We start from the raw sequence: 18750 nt of genomic DNA on the forward strand, positions 1-18750 counted from the left end.
CGTGTGGGTACTGACGTCACACCTGGTCCCGGGAGTCCGGGTCCGGGTGCGGGACCAGCCGATGGACCGCGCGCTTCTCCGAGGGAGAGTGCGGGTCGGGGCCGAGGTCCCAGGTGGTCGCCGTGAAGGCAACCTGAGAAGTCTACCGCACGCCCGGGTGGCGATCCCCCGACGGGTCAGCGCGCCGGCTCGTCCTGCGCCAGGATGTCCCGGATCCGCCCGAGGCGGTCGGAGACCTGGCGCTCGTACCCGCGGTCGGTCGGCGTGTAGTACCGCGACCCGACGAGCGTGTCGGGCAGGTACTGCTGCGCCGCGACGCCGTGGGGCGCGTCGTGCGCGTACCGGTACCCGGTGCCGTGGCCGAGCTGCTTCGCGCCCGGGTAGTGCGCGTCGCGCAGGTGCGGCGGGACGGACCCGGCCTTCCCGGCGCGCACGTCCGCGAGCGCCGCGTCGATCCCGAGGTAGGCGGCGTTGGACTTGGGCGCGGTCGCGAGGTGCACGACGGCCTCCGCGAGGACGATCCGTCCCTCGGGCATGCCGATGAGCTGGACGGCCTGGGCCGCGGCGACGGCAGTCTGGAGCGCGGACGGGTCGGCCATGCCGACGTCCTCCGCGGCGGCGATGACGATGCGCCGGGCGATGAAGCGCGGGTCCTCCCCCGCCGCGATCATGCGGGCGAGGTAGTGCAGGGAGGCGTCGACGTCGGAGCCGCGCATCGACTTGATGAACGCGGACACGACGTCGTAGTGCTGGTCGCCGTCGCGGTCGTAGCGCACGGCGGCGACGTCCACGGCGCGCTCGACGGCCTCGAGGTCCACGCTCACCGGCGAGCCGTCCGCCGGGCCTAGCTCGCCGTCCTCGTCGGTCGTCGCGTCCTCGGAGGCCGCCACGGAGGCCGGGACCGGGGCGTCGGAGAGCGCGGCGCCGGCCGCCGCCTCGAGCACGGTGAGCGCCTTGCGCGCGTCGCCGCCCGCGAGGCGCACGAGGTGGTCCTCCGCCTCGTCGGTGAGCGCGACGAGGCCGCCCAGCCCCCGGTCGTCGGCGACGGCGCGGCGCACGAGGGCGCGGACGTCGTCGTCCCCGAGGGGCTGGAGCGTGAGCAGGAGCGAGCGGGAGAGCAGGGGCGAGTTCACGGAGAAGCTCGGGTTCTCGGTGGTCGCCGCGACGAGCGTGACCCAGCGGTTCTCGACGCTCGGCAGGAGCGCGTCCTGCTGGGACTTGGAGAAGCGGTGCACCTCGTCGATGAACAGGACGGTCTCCTCGCCGCCGGTCGCGAGGCGGCGGCGGGCGTCCTCGACGACGGTGCGCACGTCCTTGACGCCCGCGGTGACGGCGGAGAGCTCGACGAAGCGGCGGCCGGACGCGGTCGCGATGAGGTAGGCGAGCGTCGTCTTGCCGGTGCCGGGCGGGCCCCAGAGGATGACGGAGCCGGGCGCGGCCCGGCCGCCGGACGCGTCCGACTCGATGAGGCGCCGCAGGGGCGAGCCGGGGACGAGCAGGTGCGCCTGGCCCGCGACCTCGTCGAGGGCGGCGGGACGCATGCGCACGGCGAGCGGGGCCCCCGGTCCGGGTCGCGGCGTGCCCTGCGCGCCGGAGGTGGCGGCGCCGAAGAGGTCGCCGCCGAAAAGATCACCGGTGGACATGCCCCGAGCCTACGCACCGCCGCCCACGCGCCCGGACGCCGCCGGCGTGGGGAGGTGGGGTGAACGTCGTCCACAGCGCCGCGAGGGATCTGACACGCGGCGCGGACGGATGGGATGCTGGCGCTCGTGTTCTCGAGCCTCGGTCGTCGTGTCGCCCGCCATCCCCGCCTCACGGTCGTCGTGTGGGTCGTCCTCACCGGGCTCGGGTTCGCGCTCGCGCTGTTCGGCGTGCACGGGGAGAGCGTGTTCGACCGGGTGACCACGGGGGCGCCCTCCATCCCCGGCTCGGACAGCGAGCGCGCGACCGAGATCCTCGCCGAGAACGACGAGGGCGGTCCGGAGATCACGCTGCTGGTGAGCGAGGTCGCCCCGGGGGACGCGCAGGTCGTGGAGGCGATGACCGAGGTGAACGCGGACCTCGTGGCGATCGAGGGCGTGGACACGGTCATCAATCCCTACGTGATCCCCGGCGGGGTCGAGGACCCGGCCGCGCAGTCGCTCGTCGCGAGCGACGGGGACGGGTTCCTCACCGTGGTGACGCTGCGCACCGACCTCGACGCCGAGCGCACGGACGCCGTGGCCGAGCGCGTCGTCGAGCAGCTCGAGGCGGTGCCCGGCGTCCTCGCGGAGGCGGCTCCGGACGCGGCCGGGGACGCGACGGGCCTCGTGGGCTCGAACGCGCTCATCGTCGACGCCATCACGGGGCAGGTCGAGGAGGACCTGACGACGGGCGAGAAGGTCGCGCTGCCGGTCGCGCTGCTCATCATGGTGCTCGTCTTCGGCGGTTTCCTCGCCGCCGCGATGCCGATGGCGGGGGCCGTCGCGTCCATCGGGACGGGCCTGGGCGTGCTGCTGGGGCTCACGTACGTGCTCGACGTCGACGCGTCCGTGGTCAACGTCGTCACCTTGCTCGGGCTCGGGCTCTCGATCGACTACGGGCTGCTCGTCGTGTCGCGGTTCCGGGAGGAGCTGCACCGGCTGGTCGCCGCGGGCGACGACCCGTCCCTGCGCCGACGTCGCGGGGACGGCGTGGTCCACGCCGCGCTGATCCGGACGATGGAGACGGCGGGCCGCACGGTCGCGTTCTCGGCGCTCACGGTCGCGATCTCGATCGCCGGGCTCATGGTGTTCCGCCCGGACATCCTGCGGTCGGTCGGCGCGGGCGGCCTCGGCGTCGTCCTCGTCGCGGTGGCGACGGCGCTCACGCTCGTCCCCGCGCTCCTCGCGTTCTCCGGCCGCCGCCTCGCGAAGCCGGGGATCCTCGGCCGGATCCCCGGTCTGCGCCGCGTCCTCGCCCGGACCGCGGACGTGCAGTCCGACGAGGGTGCCTTTTCCCGCCTCGCCGCGCGCGTGCAGCGCCACCCGGTGTGGGTGCTGCTGACGACGGTCGTCGTGCTCGTCGTCCTCGCGCTGCCCGTGCTCGGCCTGCACATGCGCAACTCGGGCATCGAGCTGCTGCCCCAGGGGTCCCCGCAGCGGGAGTTCGTCGACGAGCTCGCCGCGCAGTACCCGTCGAGCGAGAGCGCCCAGGTCGTCGCCGTGGTCGACGCGAGCGTCGAGGACGCCCAGGCGTGGGCCGACGAGGTCGCGGGGCTCGACGGCGTCGCGAGCGTCGACCCCGCCGCACCGCTCGGCGACCACGCCGTCGTCGGCGTGCACGTCGACGCGGACGACGCCGGCGGGGCGGAGGCGGTGTCGGTCGTGCGAGAGGTGCGCGCCACCGACCCGGGGTTCGAGGTGTGGGTCACCGGGCAGGCGGCCGGGCAGGTCGACTTCCTCGACGCGCTCGGCGAGCGCGTGTGGTGGGCCGTCGGGATCGTCGTGGGCGCGACGCTCGTGCTGCTGTTCCTCATGACGGGATCGGTCGTCGTGCCGGTCAAGGCGCTGCTCACGAACGCGCTCTCGCTCGCGGCCTCGCTCGGCGTGCTCGTGTGGGTGTTCCAGGACGGGCACCTGGAGGGCCTGCTCGACTTCTCCTCGGTCGGCGGGATCGAGACCTACGTGGTCGCGCTGGTCGTCGCGTTCGCGTTCGGCCTCGCGATGGACTACGAGGTGTTTCTGCTCGCGCGCGTCAAGGAGCTCTACGACGCCGGCCATCCCAACGACGAGGCCGTGCGCCTCGGGCTCCAGCGCTCCGGGCGGATCATCACGTCCGCGGCGGCGATCATCATCGTCGTCTTCGCGGGCTTCGTCTTCGGCGACCTCCTCGTCATCAAGGAGGTCGGGTTCGCGCTCGCCGTCGCGGTGCTCATCGACGCGACGATCGTCCGCCTGCTCCTGGTCCCCGCGACGATGACGCTGCTCGGCCGGTTCAACTGGTGGGCGCCCCGCCCGCTGCGCTGGGTGCACCGCAGGCTCGCGATCACGCACTGAGCGTCCGCGCGGGCCGCACCGCCGGACGCCGCCCTCAGCGGCGCGGCTCGAACTCCTCCGACGAGCGCGTCGTCGCGCGCCACGACGTCCAGGACGTCCCAGCCGTCCCGCTCCGCACGGACGACCGGGTGGTCCGCCCAGCGGCCCAGGCTCGGTACGACGCGCGAGGGCGCGCCGACCCGGTCGTCGCGGGTCGGCGCGCCCTCGCGCGCGGTGCGGGTCGTCATGCCTCCGGCGTCGGCTCTCCCGCGTCGCTCTTCGGTGCGGCGGGCTTCGCATCGACGCCCGCCTCCTTGCGCTGCTCGGGCGTGATCGGCGCGGGCGCCTGCGTCAGCGGGTCGAACCCGCCGCCCGACTTCGGGAACGCGATGACGTCGCGGATCGAGTCCGACTTCGTCAGCAGCGCGACGATGCGGTCCCAGCCGAACGCGATCCCGCCGTGCGGGGGCGCGCCGAACTTGAACGCGTCGAGGAGGAAGCCGAACTTCTCCTGCGCCTCCTCCGGCCCGATGCCCATGACATCGAACACGCGCTCCTGCACGTCGCGGCGGTGGATACGGATCGAGCCGCCGCCGATCTCGTTGCCGTTGCAGACGATGTCGTACGCGTACGCGAGCGCCTCGCCCGGGTTCTGCTCGAACGTGTCGACCCAGTCGGGCGTGGGCGACGTGAACGCGTGGTGCACGGCGGTCCACGCGGAGTTGCCGAGATCGACGTCGTCGTCCTCGCCCGTCGGCTTGAACAGCGGCGCGTCCACGATCCAGACGAACGCCCAGGCGTCCTCGTCGATGGCACCCGTGCGCTTCGCGATCTCCTGGCGTGCGGCGCCGAGCAGGGCGCGCGAGTCCGACGTCTTGCCCGCGGCGAAGAACACGGCGTCGCCCGGCTGCGCGCCGGTCGCGTCGCGCAGACCCTCGCGCTCGGCGTCGGACAGGTTCTTCGCGACGGGGCCGCCGAGCGTGCCGTCCTCGCCGAACGTCACGTACGCGAGGCCGCGAGCGCCGCGCTGCTTGGCCCACTCCTGCCACGCGTCGAACTGGCGGCGCGGCTGCGACGCCCCGCCCGCCATGACGACCGCGCCGACGTACTCCGCCTGGAACACGCGGAACGGCGTGTCCTGGAAGTAGTCCGTGAGCTCGACAAGCGGGTTGCCGAACCGCAGGTCCGGCTTGTCCGACCCGTACAGCCGCATGGCGTCGTGGAAGGTCATGCGCGGGATCGGGGTCGGGATCGTGTACCCGATGAGCTCCCACAGCGCGACGAGGATCTTCTCGGCGAGCGCGATGACGTCGTCCTGCTCGACGAAGCTCATCTCGACGTCGAGCTGCGTGAACTCGGGCTGGCGGTCGGCGCGGAAGTCCTCGTCGCGGTAGCAGCGCGCGATCTGGTAGTAGCGCTCCATGCCCGCGACCATGAGGAGCTGCTTGAAGAGCTGCGGCGACTGCGGCAGCGCGTACCAGGAGCCGGGCGCGAGACGCGCGGGCACGAGGAAGTCGCGCGCGCCCTCGGGCGTCGAGCGCGTGAGGGTCGGCGTCTCGATCTCGACGAACTCCTCCGCGTCGAGCACGCGGCGCGCGGCCTGGTTGACCTTGGCGCGCAGGCGCAGCGCGTGCGCGGGCGCGGGGCGGCGCAGGTCGAGGTAGCGGTGCTTGAGGCGCGCCTCCTCGCCGATCGTCTCGGTGTCCGCGAGCGCCGTGGAGACCTGGAACGGCAGCGCCTCGGACGTGTTGAGCACGACGACGTCGCTCGCGACGACCTCGATCTCGCCCGTGGGCAGGGCCGCGTTCTCGTTGCCGTCGGGTCGGCGCGAGACCTCGCCCGTGACCTGGAGGACGAACTCGTTGCGCAGCGGGTGCGCGACGGCCTCGTCGCGGATGACGACCTGGGCGATGCCGGACGCGTCCCGCAGGTCGATGAAGGCCACGCCTCCGTGATCGCGCCGACGGTCGACCCAGCCCGTGAGGGTGACGGTCTGACCGGTGTGCTCGGCCCGCAGTGAGCCGGCCGTTCGGGTGCGCAGCACGGAGGGTTCCTTCCAGGTGGGCGGTGGGGGTCGCGCTCCCGGGGCGGGCGCGCGTCCGGACGAGTCTAGTGCGGGCGGGCGCGCTGCTCGACCGGATACCGTGGCGGTGCCGCCGCTCCACCGGCGCTCCGACCGTGTCGTGCGTCCGGGCCGGCGGCACCGGCGCGCGCCGACCGGCCCGCCGCCCGCACGAGGAGGGGTGATCGTGGCACGCACCATCGCGACGAACCGGCGCGTCGAGCGCGACGAGCTCGAGCAGTTCCTGCGGTCCCGGCACGACGGCGTCCTCGTCACGACGCGCGCCGACGGGCGGCCACAGCTCAGCCCCGTCACGTACGGGGTCGACGACGCGGGCCGGGTCGTCGTGTCGACGTACCCGGAGCGCGCCAAGGCGGTCAACGTGCGTCGCGACCCGCGCGCGTCGCTGCTCTCGCTGGGCGAGCGCTTCTCGGACCCGTGGGTGCAGGTCGACGGCGAGGCCGAGGTGATCGACCTGCCCGAGTCCGTCGAGCCGCTCGTCGACTACTACCGCTCCGTCAGCGGCGAGCACCCGGACTGGGACGAGTACCGCGAGGCCATGGTGACGCAGGGCAAGTCGCTCGTGCGCCTGACGATCACGCGCTGGGGCCCGGTCGCGACGGGCGGGTTCCCGGCGCGCCTCGCGGACGGCTGACGATCCCGCCGGCGCGGCGGCGTAGCGTGCCGACCATGCCGATCACCCTGTGCGTGATGCTGTGGCCCACCGAGGGCAGCGCCGACCTGCTGAGCGAGTACGAGGACGTCGTCCTCGCGCTCGTGCCCGCGCACGGCGGGCGCGTGCTGTCGCGCGTGCGCGCGCTGCCCGGTCAGGAGGCGTCGCTGCCGACCGAGGTGCAGGTCATCGAGCTGCCCGATGACGACGCGCTCGCCGCGTACCTGGCCGACCCCGCCCGGGTGGCGCTGGCCGACCTCAGGGACCGGGCTGTGGCACGGACGGACATCGTCCGTGTCGGTGCCGTCCCGCACCGCGACCAGCCCTCCTGACCCGGCCGTCGGACGCGCGCCGGCGTCGCGGTCGCGGTGTCGCCCGGACGGTGCCACCAGGTCAGAACAGGACCTGCTCCACTCCCCCGCCGACGACGTCCAGACCCCCGCCGTCCACCGGCATGCCCGCGAGCGCGCCGCCGTGGCCACGCCGGTCGGATTCCTGAGGCGACCCGGCGAGGCTCCCCCTCGGGTAGGCGCCGTCCGCCGGCGGCCCCGGGTCGCGGTGACCGTCCCCGAGACCGCCGAGCTCGCCCCGGCGGTACCGCCCCTCGACGCCCGCGGGACCGCGGTGGCCGGACACCGCGAAGCCGCGCGCCTCGAGCATCGGGCGCACGCGGTCCCACAGCCACGAGCGGTACGCCTTCGAGGCGTACGCGCCACGGGCGTAGACCCGCTCGTAGCCGGGGACGAGCTGCGGGTGCTCGCGCGCGAGCCAACCGAGGTACCACTCGCGCGTCCCGGGCTTGAGGTGCAGCGGCAGCACGGTGACCCCCGTGGCCCCGGCGTCCTTCACGGCGTCGAGCAGGTCTGTCAGCGCGTGCGTGGAGTCGGTGAGCCACGGCAGCACGGGCGCGACCATGACGCCGCACGGCAGGCCCGCCTCGCGGACCGCGCGGATCAGGTCGAGGCGGGCGCGCGGCGAGGGCGTGCCGGGTTCGACGCTCGCCTGGAGCGTCGGGTCCAGCAGCGCGAGCGAGACGCCGATCCCGACCTCGACGCGCGAGGCGGCGTCGGCGAGGAGCGGCAGGTCGCGGCGCAGGAGCGTGCCCTTGGTGAGGACCGATAGGGGCGTGCCGGAGCCCGCGAGCGCGTCGATGATGCCCGGCATGAGGCGGTAGCGCCCCTCGGCCCGCTGGTAGGGGTCCGTGTTCGTGCCGAGCGCGACGGGCTCGCGACCCCACGACGCGCGGGCGAGCTCGGCGCGCAGCACCTCGTCGACGTTCACCTTGACCACGACCTCGCGGTCGAAGTCGTCGCCCGCGTCGAGGTCGAGGTACTGGTGGGTGGGCCGGGCGAAGCAGTTGTGGCTCACGACCCCGGCGGCGACGAAGTCCCGCGTCCCGGTGGTGATGTCGACGAGCTCGGTCTCCTCCCCCGGCCCGTCGAGCGCCTCGAGCGAGTCGACGCGCAGCGCCTCGTCGCCCGTGACGTCCCGGCCCTCGAGCGCGACCCGGCCGCCCGCGAGCGCAGCCGCCCCCGGGCCGACGAGGACGTCGCCCAGCGCCAGGTGGGCGCGGCGCCCGGCCCCGCCGACGACATGGCGCCAGCCCCGTTCGGTGAGGAACCGGTGGTCACCGCTCGCGACGAGGCGCGTGCCGTCCGCGAGGGTCACGCGGTACGCGCGCTTGCGGGTGGTCCAGCGGTCGAGCACGCGCGTGCGCACGTAGCGCCGGTAGGCGCCGTGCGGCGCGGTCCCCACGATCTCGTCGCCGACCCGCAGCTCGCCGATCGGTCGCTGCGTGCCGTCGGCGAGCAGCACCGGGGTGGACGGCGCGAGGCAGTAGGAGCAGGCGTGGCTGCACCCGCGGTACGGGTTGACCGTCCAGCGGAACGGCATGCGCGACATCGCCGGGACCTTCGACAGCGCGCTCTTGGCCGTCACCTCGTGGAACGTGATGCCCGCGAAGTCGGGCGTGCGCACGCTGCGCACGAGGCCCGCCCGCTCCAGCCCCGGGAGAGCGCCGTCGTCCGCGCCGAGCGCTTGTCCGTCCCACCTCACCCGCACATTCGAACAGGTGTTCGATCTCCAGGTCAAGCCCCGCGGTCCTCCCCGGGGGACGCCTGCTCCGCGTCAGCGGCGACCCGCACCCTGCGCAGGGCCGGTGCACGGGCGGCCCAGGGCCCGTCCCGCGGGCTGAGACGCCGGGATTGTCCGCGTGGCCCCGAGGGCCTAGGGTCGGGCCGAACGCCCCCGGGGAGCGCACGAGCGCTGAGAGTGCAGGCCGGACACCCGTCCCACCTGCAGACCCGTGGAACCTGATCTGGTTCGTACCAGCGAAGGGAGCAGGGCCGACGTCACCGTCCCCTGCGCGCTCGTGCCCGTGCGCCCCGCACGCGGCCGGGCGCGCCGGGCCCGGCGGTGGCGCGCCGTCGTGCACCCCTCGCCCCGGGGGCCCGACGGAGGGAACCCGCATGGCCGAGCCCCGCACCACCCCGCAGCAGGCGACCCCGACCGCCGCCGCACCCACCGACCAGCCGCCCACCGGATCGGCCGGCGTGCCGGCCGACCGGTCGGCCGGCGGGGTGCCCGGTCTCGCGGTCCGCCCGACCGGGCGCCCCGCACGGCGCCGCGGGCTGACGCTCCACGAGACGGTGCTCGTCGCCGTCCTCGGCGTCGTCTTCGGGTTCGTGTACTGGGCGTTCGTCCAGCTCTGGGCCCCGCTCCAGCTCGCGATGGGCCCCCTCGCGGACCTCGCCGCGAACGTCCTCGCGGGCGCGTGGATCGTCGTCGGCCCGCTCGCCACGTACATCGTGCGCAAGCCGGGGGTCGGCATCCTTGCCGAGACCCTCGCCGCGCTCGTCGAGGTCGTCTTCCTCGCGTCCCCCGCGGGGCCGCTGCTGCTCGTCGTGGGCCTGGTCCAGGGCGTCGGCGCCGAGCTGCCGTTCGCGCTCACGCGCTACCGCCGGTTCGGATGGTGGGTCTTCGTCGCGTCGGGCGTGAGCGCGGCCCTCGTCACGTTCGCCTTCAACGCCGTGCGCTTCGGCTGGATCGGTCAGGACTACGCGATGCTCCGGCTCGGGATCCAGGTCGTGTCGTGCGTTGTGCTGTGCGGCCTCGCGGCCCGCCTCCTCGGCGACGCCCTCGCCCGCACGGGCGCCCTCGACGCGTTCGCGATCGGCGCGGCCCGCCGTGGGTGAGGCGACCGCGCACGTGGCTGACGTGACCGCGCACGCGCGCGACGCTGTCACCGCCGCCGACGTGACCGTGCACCTCGGGCACCACGGCACCCGGGTGCTCGACGGCGTCGACGTCACCGTCCCGGCCGGGACGAGCCTGCTGGTCCTCGGCCCGTCCGGGTGCGGGAAGTCGACCCTCCTGCGCGCGCTGGTCGGCGTCGTCCCGCACACCCTCCCGGGCGTCGTCCTGGGCGGCCTCCGCGTGACCGGCGCCGACCCGCGCGAGGTGCCGCCGCCCGTGCTCGCCGCCCGCGTGGGCCTCGTCCAGCAGCGGCCCGGCGACCAGCTCTGCCTGGCGCGCGTGGACGAGGAGCTGCGGTTCGCGCTCGAGAACCGTGGCGCCGACCCCCGCACCACGGACGCCCGCGCGACCGCGGCGCTCGCCGCCGTCGGCGCCGCGCACCTGCACGACCGCGCGACCCACGCGCTGTCGGGCGGCGAGGCGCAGCGCGTCGCGGTCGCCGCGGCGCTCGTCGCCGAGCCGGAGCTCCTCGTCCTCGACGAGCCCACCGCGCTGCTGGACCCCGCCGCCGCCCACGACGTCGGGGCCCTCGTCGCCGGCCTCGCGCGCCGCCCCGGACCCGACGGCGGCGACGACGCCGCGCGGCGGCACCGCTCGGTCGTGCTCGTCGAGCACCGCCTGGACGACCTGGGCACGCTGCCGGACGCGACCCTGGTCCTCGGGCGCGACGGCAGGGTCGTCGCGCACGGCCCCACCGACCGCGTCCTGCGCGAGCACGCGCACGACCTCTCCGGGCTGGGGTGCTGGCTACCCCTCGCCGTCCGCCTCGAGCAGGCGGGCGCCCCGGGGCCGCTCGGCTCTCCCGAGACCGACGACTGGCTGGTCGACCTCGCGCGGTCCTCGCCCGCGCGCCCCACGACCACGGACCCGGCCGCGACCCCGGCCGGCGCGGCGCGCCCCGTGGCGCTCCGGGCCCGTGGCCTCGCCGTCCACCGGGGTGGACTCCGCGCGGGGCGGTCCCGGCACGGCGGCCCGGCCGTCGTGCGCGACGTGGACCTCGACGTCCGCGCGGGCGAGGTGCTCGCCGTCGTCGGTCCCAACGGGGGCGGCAAGTCGACGCTCCTGCGCGGCCTGGCCGGGCTCGAGCGCACCACGGGCGAGGTGGCGACCGCGACGGGCGAGCCCGTCGCGATGGTGTTCCAGGACCCCGAGCACCAGCTCGTCGCCCGCACGGTGCGCGAGGAGGTCGCCTGGTCGGCCCGGCTCGCCCGCGTCGACGACGTCGAGGCGCGCGTGGCCCGGACCCTCGCCGCGTTCGGGCTCGCGCACCTCGCCGACGCGAACCCGTACCGGCTCTCGGGCGGCGAGCAGCGGCGCCTGTCCCTGGCGACCGCGACCGTCCTGGACCCGCCGGTCCTCCTCGCCGACGAGCCCACGTTCGGGCTGGACCGGGCCCAGGCCGCCACGGTCGCCCACGTGCTGCGGGGGCGCGCCGACGCGGGCGGCGCCGTGGTCGTCGTCTCGCACGACCTCTCGCTCGTCGCGGCGCTCGCCGACCGGGTCGCCGTGGTCGTGGACGGCACGCTCGCCACGGTCGCGGAGCCGTCGGCGGTCCTCGCCGACGACGCGCTGTGCGCGCTGGCGGGCCTGCGCCGACCCCCGCTGCTCGACTGGTGGGCGCGCGTAGGCCGCGGTCGCGGCGTCGACCCGGGGGCGCTCGTCCGCGCGCTCGACGCGGCGTTCGACGCCCGGCACGACGTCGTGCCGGGCGCCGATCCCGGGACGGCGAGACTCGCGCCCACGGCCGCGGTCGCCGCGGAGGTCGCCCCGTGACCGGCCCCCGCCCGACCGCGCTCGAACGCTGGAACCCGACGGTCAAGCTCGCGACGGTGCTCGTCGTCTCGACGGCCGCGCTCCTCGTCACCGACCCGGTGACCCCGACGATCGGCTGGGTGCTCACCGTCACCGCGCTGCTGACGCTCGGACGCGTCCCCGTGCGGACCCTCGCGCTCGCCCACGTCCCGTTCGCGGTGTTCGCGACGAGCCTCCTGGTCGTCAACGTCGCCACCCGGCCCGGGGGCGACGCCGTCCCGCTGGGTCCGCTCACCGTCGGCGCGGACGGGCTGACGATCGGCGCGGCGCTCGCGCTGCGCACCCTGCTCGTCGGCGCGCTGTCCCTCGCGCTCGTCCTCACGACCGACCCCGTCCGCCTCATGACGAGCCTGCACCAGCACGCGCGCCTGCCCGCGACCTGGACGTTCGCGGTGCTCGCCGCGCACCGGCTCCTCGTCGAGCTCCCCGACGCGTGGCACACGATCCGCTGCGCCCAGGCGGTCCGCGACCCCCGGCGGCGCCGGGGCACGCTCCCTCGGTCGCCGCGGTCGCTCGGTGCGGCCGCCTTCGCGCTCCTCGTCGGCGCGGTGCGCCGGTCCGAGCGGCTCACGGTCGCGCTCGAGTCGCGCGGGCTGGGTTCCGGACCCCGGACGTCCTCACGGCCCGTCCCGCTCGGCGTGCCCGACGTCGTCGCGGCAGGCGCCGTCCTGGCCGTCGCCGGCGCGGTGGTCGCGGCGGGCGTCCTCGGGGGGTGGGTGACCGGGATCGGCGCGCTCACTGCCTGAGGCGACACCGCCGCCGACGCTCCCGGGCGAACCCGGCCGACCGATCGACCGGCCAACGGGCGAGCAGCCTCACGCGGGCTCGACGACCGTCCCCTCGCCCGGGACCCCGAGCGCGACCGCACGGACGCCGCCGTCACGCCCGTGCTCGCGATAGGAGCGGAACGCGAGCGGCACGCCGCGCGCGACGTGCGCGTCGGGCCCGTCCATGGCCTGCACGTGCACGTGCGGCTGCGTCGAGTTCCCCGAGTTCCCGCACCGACCCACCACGTCGCCCGGCCCCACCCGCTGCCCGGGGCGCACCTCGACCGACCCGCGACGCAGGTGGGCCAGGACCACGAACACGCCCGGGACGTCGAGCGCGAGCACCACGTGGTTGCCCGCGAGCGCCGCGCCGCCGGCACGCGCCCGGGACGCCTGCGTGAGCGCGTACCCGAGCAGCGCGAGCGGCGAGCGCCGGGCCTCGTGGTCGCGCTCGCCGTCGTGCGCCGCGACGACCGTGCCCGCGCCGGGCGCGAGGACGGGCAGGCCGAAGCCGAGGAACCGTTCAGGCGGCTCGGTGCCGAGCGCGGTGCGCCAGTCGCGCACGTCCGCGGTGCGGCGGCCGCGGACCGCGACGAAGTCGATCGCGTAGGTCGTGGCGAACAGGTGCGTCCCGTGGCTCGGGACGCGCCGCGCCGGGCTGTTCTGCACGAGCCACGTGCCCTCGAACGGCAGGGCGAGCTCGACCGCGTCCGCCACGTCGTCGCGCCTCCCCTCGCCCCGCACGCCGTCCGGTCGGTCCGTCAATCGCCCGCCGGCACCACCCGCGGGTGCAGGTCCTCGGCGGGCGGCGCCCACGTCGCGGCGTCGGCGTCCACCTGCTCGCCCGAACGGATGTCCTTGACCTGGTCGGACGAGCGCGTCCCGTCCTCCTCGACGCGCCCCGGGAACCAGACGAACGGGATCCCGCGCCGGTCGGCGTAGCGGATCTGCTTGCCGAACTTGGCGGCGGCGGGCGCGACCTCGACCGGGACGCCCCGCGACCGCAGCGCGGTCGCGATGGCGTCGGACGCGCCGCGCGTCTCCTCGCTCGTCACCGCGACGACGACGGCGCTCGGCACGGAGCGCGTCGCCCGGACCAGGCCCGCCGAGAGCAGGCGCGACACGAGGCGGGACACGCCGATCGACAGGCCGACCCCGGGGTAGGTGTTCGCGCCGTCGGACGCGAGCGTGTCGTACCGGCCGCCCGAGCAGATGGACCCGAGCTGCTCGTGACCGACGAGCACGGTCTCGTAGACCGAGCCCGTGTAGTAGTCGAGCCCGCGCGCGATCTTGAGGTCGGCGACGACGACGCCCGGGGCGCGCACGCTCGCCGCCTCGACCAGCGCGCCGAGCTCGCCGAGACCCGTCTCGAGCAGATCGCTCACCACGCCGTGCTCGGCCGCGAGCGCCCGCACGCGGTCGACGACGCCCGTGTCGCTCCCGCTGATCGCCGCGAGCGCGAGGCACGCCTCGGCCTGCTCCGGGGTGGTGCCCGCCTCGGCGACGAGGAGCCCCGCGACCTTCTCCGGCCCGATCTTGTCGAGCTTGTCGATCTGGCGCAGGACCTCGTCCACGGCGTCGATCCCGAGACCGCGGTAGAAGCCCTCGGCGACCCGGCGGTTGTTGACCAGGACGCGGACCTCGGGCACGCCGATGTCGCGCAGCGCGCCGAGCGCCTCCGCCATGACGAGCGGCAGCTCGACCTCGTAGTGGTACGGCAGCTCGCCCGCGCCGACGACGTCGATGTCGGCCTGGGTGAACTCGCGGAACCGCCCGTCCTGGGGGCGCTCGCCGCGCCACACCTTCTGGATCTGGTAGCGCTTGAACGGGAAGGCGAGGTGCCCGGCGTTCTCCAGCACGTAGCGCGCGAAGGGGACCGTGAGGTCGAAGTGCAGGCCGAGCTGCTTGTCGCCCTTGTCCCGGCGGGTGTCGTCGGCGTCGCCGGCCTCCTCCTGCAGGCGCCGCAGGACGTAGACCTCCTTGGACGTCTCGCCCTTGCGCAGGAGCTGGTCGAGCGGCTCGACCGCGCGCGTCTCGATCCCCCCGAACCCGTGCAGCTCGAACACGCGGCGCAGGGTGTCGAGGACGTGCTGCTCGACGATCCGACCGTCGGGGAGCCATTCGGGGAAACCGGAGAGGGGTGTGGGCCTGGCCATGGGTCAGATCTTCCCAGACGCTGGCACGGTCGTCCGCATCGTCCCGGCCGACGGACGGGCCGGCCCGCGCACGTCAGGCCGCGAGGAACGGGTTGGTCGCGAGCTCGCGCGCGACCGTGGTCGTGGGCCCGTGGCCCGGCAGCACGTCCCACGCGGGGTCGAGGCGCCCGACGACGTCGCGCAGCGTGCGGGCCATCGTCGCGCCGTCCCCGCCGGGCAGGTCCGTGCGGCCGACCGAGCCCGCGAAGAGCACGTCGCCGCTGAGCACGATCCCCGTCCCGGGCTCGCCCACGAGGTAGAGGGTCGACCCTTCGGTGTGCCCCGGGGCCCCGACGGCGCGCAGCACGAGGTCGCCCCAGCGCAGCACCCGCTCCTCACCCGCCGCGACGTCGAACGTCTCCACGCGGGTCGGCTCGCGGTAGTCCTCCGGCCGGGCCCCGGCCGCGGCGAGGGCCGCGCCGAGCGGACCGGAGACGAGCGAGCGCGCGCCCCGGTCGCCGGTGGGCGAGCCGTGCTCGAGGCTGCCGAACGGGTCGGCGAGCCGGTAGGCGTCGGCCACGTGCAGGACGACGGGCACGTCGAACCGGTCCGCGAGCGCCGCGGCGTCCCACGTGTGGTCCACGTGCCCGTGCGTCGCGAGCACGGCACGCGGGACGAGCCCCGCGGACTCGACGAAGGCGACGACGGCGTCCGCCACCCCCGCGCCGGCGTCGACCACGACGCAGTCGCCGCCCGGGGCGCTCAGCACCGTGCAGTTCGTCCCGAAGACGGGCGCCACGACGACGCGCACCGTCACGGCGGGCACGTCGCGGGGCTCGGCACCGGGCTCGTCGGAGGGGGCGTCGGACGGGGGCGTGGGCGGGTTGCCACGGGGTCGGTCCACGCGCCCGAGGGTAGCCCGCGCCGCCTCGCCCGGTCTCCGGCGACGGGCTCGCGCCCGGGCGGGGCCGGAGCGGTCGATACCGGACCGTGACCTGCGCGCGGCAAATCCACCCGCCACCAGGGCGCTCGGTGCCTAGACTGTCCCGTACCGACCGCGGCCGCACCGGGGTCGACCGTGCGCGCCACGACGGCGCCGGACGAGGGAGCTGGGGTGTCGACGAAGAGTCGCGAGCGCGAGCAGGCGCGCCGTCGTGAGGAGAAGTGGGACCGCCACGTGGCCCAGCTCCGCGCGAAGCGCCAGCGGACCTGGTCGATCGTCGGCGTCGTCGCGGCGCTCGTCGTGATCGGCGTCGCCGTGTGGTGGGCGCTGTCCGCCACCCAGGCACCCGGCACCGACGCCGGCGGCGACGGCGACGCGACCGCTCCGTCGGCGTCCGGCGAGCACACCCTGCCCCCGGCCTCCGCCGCCGAGGGGCGCGACTGGACGTCGACGCTCACCACGAGCGCGGGCGACATCACCCTCACCCTCGACGGAGCGGACGCGCCGCAGGCCGTCGCGAGCTTCGTGTCCCTCGCCGAGTCCGGGTACTTCGACGGCACGTCGTGCCATCGCCTCACCACGTCCGGCATCCACGTGCTCCAGTGCGGCGACCCGACCGGCACCGGAACCGGCGGCCCGGGCTACTCGTTCGGCCCCATCGAGAACCCTCCGTCCGACGACGTGTACCCCGCGGGGACCGTCGCCATGGCGCGCCAGGGCGGCAACGCCGAGTCGATGGGCTCCCAGTTCTTCCTCGTCTACGAGGACTCGACCATCCCGTCCGACGCGGCGGGTGGTTACACGGTGTTCGGCACCATCACGTCCGGCCTGGACGTCGTCCAGGCAGTCGCTGACGCGGGGACGCAGGACGGATCCGGCGACGGGTCCCCCGCCACCCCGGTCACCATCGAAGGAGTTGAGACCCAGTGAGCGATCCCGCCAAGGACCAGGCGAGCGCACCGGCACCGGAGCCCGCGGAGGCGAGCGAGACCGGACGGGTCGACGCGACAGACGTGGAGACGACGGATTCCGCGGCCGTCACCGACGCTTCCGCCGGGAGCGCCGACGCGAGCGAGGTCTCGACGACCGAGACCCCGGTCCCCGCGGCCGAGCAGCCCGCGGCCGAGGAGCCCGCCGAGGCACCGACGACCGAGCAACCCGCCGAGGAGCCTGTCGTCACCGAGCAGCGGCCGGACGCTGCCTCGGAGGCAGCCGACGCGCCGGGGTCCGCGCCGAGCGGCGAGGAGACCGCGCCGGCCGTCGCCGAGACCGCGAGCGCGCCGGGTGACGCGCCCGTCCCGGACGCCGAGCCGACCGACGAGCCCGCCGCCGGCGCCGAGCCGACGGACGAGGCCGCCGTCGAGACCGAGCCCAGCGACGCGTCGACCACCGTCGCGCAGGACGCCGAGACAGCCGAGGACCCGGCACCCGCCGAGGCCGAGACCGGGGCCGAGGCCGAGACCGCGCCTTCCGCCGAGGCTCCGGCTGCGGCGAAGCCCGCCGCCCCGCGGCCGGGCCCGCGCCCCAAGCCCTCGGCCGTACCCCGCCCGCCGCGCAAGCCCGCTCCCGCGGCAGGGGGCGGCCCGGCCGCGCCGGCCGCCGTGCCCGAGGTGCCCGCCGTCCCGGCGCTCGCCGACGACTCCGCGGCAGCGAAGGCCGCGGCCGAGTTCGGCCGGGTCGACGAGGACGGCACCGTCTACGTCCGCGAGAGCGCCGGCGAGCGTTCCGTGGGTCAGTTCCCCGGCGTCGACACCGACGAGGCGCTCGCGCTGTACGTGCGGCGCTACCTCGACCTCCAGGCGAAGGTCGCGCTCTTCGAGGCGCGGCTGACGAGCACGGACCTGTCGGTCAAGGAGATCGACCAGACGATCGCCCGCCTGACGGAGGAGACCGCCGAGCCGTCCGCCGTCGGCGACCTCGACGGCCTGCGCGCACAGGTCGAGTCGCTGCGCGGTGCCGCGGCCGAGCGCCGCGGCCAGCTCGAGGCGGAGCGGGCCGCCGCGAAGGCCGCGGCCCTCGAGGCGCGGACCGAGATCATCGAGGCGGCCGAGAAGATCGCCGCTACCGACCCGAGCCGCATGCAGTGGCGCCCCGCCGGCGAGGAGCTGCGCGGCCTGCTCGACCGCTGGAAGGAGGCGCAGCGCTCCGGCCCGCGCATCGACCGGGCGAGCGAGGAGGCACTCTGGAAGCGGTTCAGCCACGCGCGGACCGCGTTCGACCGGGAGCGCCGGCACTACTTCGCCGAGCTCGAGCAGCGCAACGCCTCCGCCAAGGCCGCCAAGGAGAAGCTGGTCGCCGAGGCCGAGGCGCTCTCGTCGAGCACCGACTGGGGCCCGACCGCCGGCGCGTACCGCGACCTCATGGCGCGCTGGAAGGCCGCGGGACGTGCGAGCCGCAAGGACGACGACGCGCTGTGGGCCCGGTTCCGCGCCGCGCAGGACACGTTCTTCCAGGCCCGCGACGCGGTGAACTCGGCCACGGACGCGGAGTACGCCGCCAACCTCGAGGTCAAGGAGGCGCTCCTGACCGAGGCGGAGAAGCTCGTCCCGGTCAAGGACCTCGGGGCGGCGAAGGCCGCGCTGCGCGACCTCCAGGAGCGGTGGGAGGAGGCCGGCCGCGTGCCCCGCGGCGACCTGCAGCGCGTCGAGGGTCGCCTGCGCGCTGTCGAGAACGCCGTCCGCGACGCCGAGCAGGCGCAGTGGACGCGGACCAACCCCGAGACGCGTGCGCGCGCCGAGGGTGCCGCGGCGCAGCTGGAGGCGGCGATCGAGGGCCTCGAGGCGGACCTCGCGGCCGCGCAGTCCCGTGGCGACGCCCGCGCGGTCAAGGATCTCGAGACCGCGCTGACCGCGCGCCGCGCCTGGCTCGAGCAGGTCGTGCGCGCGGCGGAGGACTCGCGCGGCTGACGCGCCGTCCTTCTGCTCTCGGTCCGGAGGGGCCGGCACTCGTCCACAGGCGAGCGCCGGCCCCTTCCGCGTGCCCGGGCCGATGGTGCACGGTGTGCGCATGCCTCCCGCCCCTCGCACCGCCGCACCCGCTGCCGGAGCCGCCGCGACCCTGGCGCGCCTCCTCGCGCCCCGCAGCACCGACGTGGGGCTCCTGGTCGTG

The 18750-nt window shown here is 75.8% G+C and carries 14 protein-coding genes and 1 riboswitch; of the genes, 8 read left to right on the forward strand and 6 right to left on the reverse strand.

Translation table 11 applies throughout. The annotated features are described in order from the left end of the window. Nucleotides 1-176: 176 nt before the first annotated feature. Entirely contained in the window at nucleotides 177-1643 is a 1467-nt protein-coding gene (locus tag ABWU78_RS01900; RefSeq protein WP_439157403.1) for a replication-associated recombination protein A, read from the reverse strand. 114 nt (nucleotides 1644-1757) lie between these two features. On the opposite strand from ABWU78_RS01900, the gene ABWU78_RS01905 reads away from it, so the two are divergent. Beyond that, nucleotides 1758-4016 (forward strand): MMPL family transporter, encoded by a 2259-nt coding sequence (locus ABWU78_RS01905; protein ID WP_439157404.1) that lies wholly within the window; start codon nucleotides 1758-1760, stop codon nucleotides 4014-4016. A gap of 223 nt (nucleotides 4017-4239) precedes the next feature. Here the strand turns inward: ABWU78_RS01905 and aspS are convergent, their stop codons facing one another. Beyond that, nucleotides 4240-6039 (reverse strand): aspartate--tRNA ligase, encoded by a 1800-nt coding sequence (gene aspS, locus ABWU78_RS01910; RefSeq protein WP_439157405.1) that lies wholly within the window; start codon nucleotides 6037-6039, stop codon nucleotides 4240-4242. 205 nt (nucleotides 6040-6244) lie between these two features. On the opposite strand from aspS, the gene ABWU78_RS01915 reads away from it, so the two are divergent. Together ABWU78_RS01915 and ABWU78_RS01920 are read left to right on the forward strand one after the other, a co-directional pair. Beyond that, nucleotides 6245-6712, forward strand: a complete 468-nt coding sequence (locus ABWU78_RS01915) for a PPOX class F420-dependent oxidoreductase (protein ID WP_439157406.1) — start codon at nucleotides 6245-6247, stop codon at nucleotides 6710-6712. Between the two features lie 35 nt (nucleotides 6713-6747). Beyond that, entirely contained in the window at nucleotides 6748-7062 is a 315-nt protein-coding gene (locus tag ABWU78_RS01920) for a DUF1330 domain-containing protein (protein WP_439157407.1), read from the forward strand. A gap of 61 nt (nucleotides 7063-7123) precedes the next feature. Here the strand turns inward: ABWU78_RS01920 and ABWU78_RS01925 are convergent, their stop codons facing one another. After that, nucleotides 7124-8785, reverse strand: a complete 1662-nt coding sequence (locus ABWU78_RS01925) for an Rv2578c family radical SAM protein (RefSeq protein ID WP_439157408.1) — start codon at nucleotides 8783-8785, stop codon at nucleotides 7124-7126. Between the two features lie 183 nt (nucleotides 8786-8968). Next, nucleotides 8969-9088, forward strand: a riboswitch (TPP riboswitch). Between the two features lie 110 nt (nucleotides 9089-9198). On the opposite strand from ABWU78_RS01925, the gene ABWU78_RS01930 reads away from it, so the two are divergent. Genes ABWU78_RS01930 through ABWU78_RS01940 form a run of 3 tightly spaced genes read left to right on the forward strand, consistent with a single transcriptional unit; the run spans nucleotide 9199 to nucleotide 12543 of the window. Continuing rightward, nucleotides 9199-9924 carry an ECF transporter S component gene (locus ABWU78_RS01930; protein WP_439157409.1) on the forward strand — a complete coding sequence of 242 codons (726 nt, stop codon included), beginning with the start codon at nucleotides 9199-9201 and terminating at the stop codon, nucleotides 9922-9924. Between the two features lie 13 nt (nucleotides 9925-9937). Continuing rightward, nucleotides 9938-11758: an ABC transporter ATP-binding protein gene (locus tag ABWU78_RS01935; protein ID WP_439157410.1), complete on the forward strand. Its 1821-nt coding sequence runs from the start codon at nucleotides 9938-9940 to the stop codon at nucleotides 11756-11758. After that, nucleotides 11755-12543: an energy-coupling factor transporter transmembrane component T family protein gene (locus ABWU78_RS01940; protein WP_353709331.1), complete on the forward strand. Its 789-nt coding sequence runs from the start codon at nucleotides 11755-11757 to the stop codon at nucleotides 12541-12543. Before ABWU78_RS01935 ends, ABWU78_RS01940 begins: the two co-directional genes overlap by 4 nt. Nucleotides 12544-12612: 69 nt before the next feature. Here the strand turns inward: ABWU78_RS01940 and ABWU78_RS01945 are convergent, their stop codons facing one another. The 3 genes from ABWU78_RS01945 to ABWU78_RS01955 form a co-directional block, all read right to left on the reverse strand. Continuing rightward, on the reverse strand, nucleotides 12613-13281 hold the full coding sequence (locus tag ABWU78_RS01945; RefSeq protein WP_253049308.1) for a M23 family metallopeptidase: 669 nt from the start codon (nucleotides 13279-13281) through the stop codon (nucleotides 12613-12615). A 44-nt stretch (nucleotides 13282-13325) separates the two neighbouring features. Beyond that, the gene (gene hisS / locus ABWU78_RS01950) at nucleotides 13326-14720 is read right to left on the reverse strand and encodes a histidine--tRNA ligase (protein ID WP_439157411.1); all 1395 of its coding nucleotides are present in this window, start codon (nucleotides 14718-14720) and stop codon (nucleotides 13326-13328) included. Nucleotides 14721-14793: 73 nt separating this feature from the next. Next, nucleotides 14794-15603, reverse strand: a complete 810-nt coding sequence (locus tag ABWU78_RS01955) for an MBL fold metallo-hydrolase (RefSeq protein ID WP_308202240.1) — start codon at nucleotides 15601-15603, stop codon at nucleotides 14794-14796. A 210-nt stretch (nucleotides 15604-15813) separates the two neighbouring features. Between ABWU78_RS01955 and ABWU78_RS01960 the strand changes: the two genes are divergently transcribed. Both ABWU78_RS01960 and ABWU78_RS01965 read left to right on the forward strand, forming a co-directional pair. Beyond that, on the forward strand, nucleotides 15814-16572 hold the full coding sequence (locus ABWU78_RS01960) for a peptidylprolyl isomerase (RefSeq protein WP_253049303.1): 759 nt from the start codon (nucleotides 15814-15816) through the stop codon (nucleotides 16570-16572). Further along, complete coding sequence (locus ABWU78_RS01965) at nucleotides 16569-18548, forward strand: DUF349 domain-containing protein (RefSeq protein ID WP_439157412.1); 1980 nt, start codon at nucleotides 16569-16571, stop codon at nucleotides 18546-18548. The genes ABWU78_RS01960 and ABWU78_RS01965 overlap by 4 nt, the downstream gene beginning before the upstream one ends. The last annotated feature ends 202 nt before the right edge of the window (nucleotides 18549-18750 follow it).

Origin of the sequence: Cellulosimicrobium sp. CpK407 (assembly GCF_051844275.1) — a bacterium.
In the GTDB taxonomy this organism is placed as follows: Bacteria; Actinomycetota; Actinomycetes; order Actinomycetales; family Cellulomonadaceae; genus Cellulosimicrobium; species Cellulosimicrobium cellulans_G.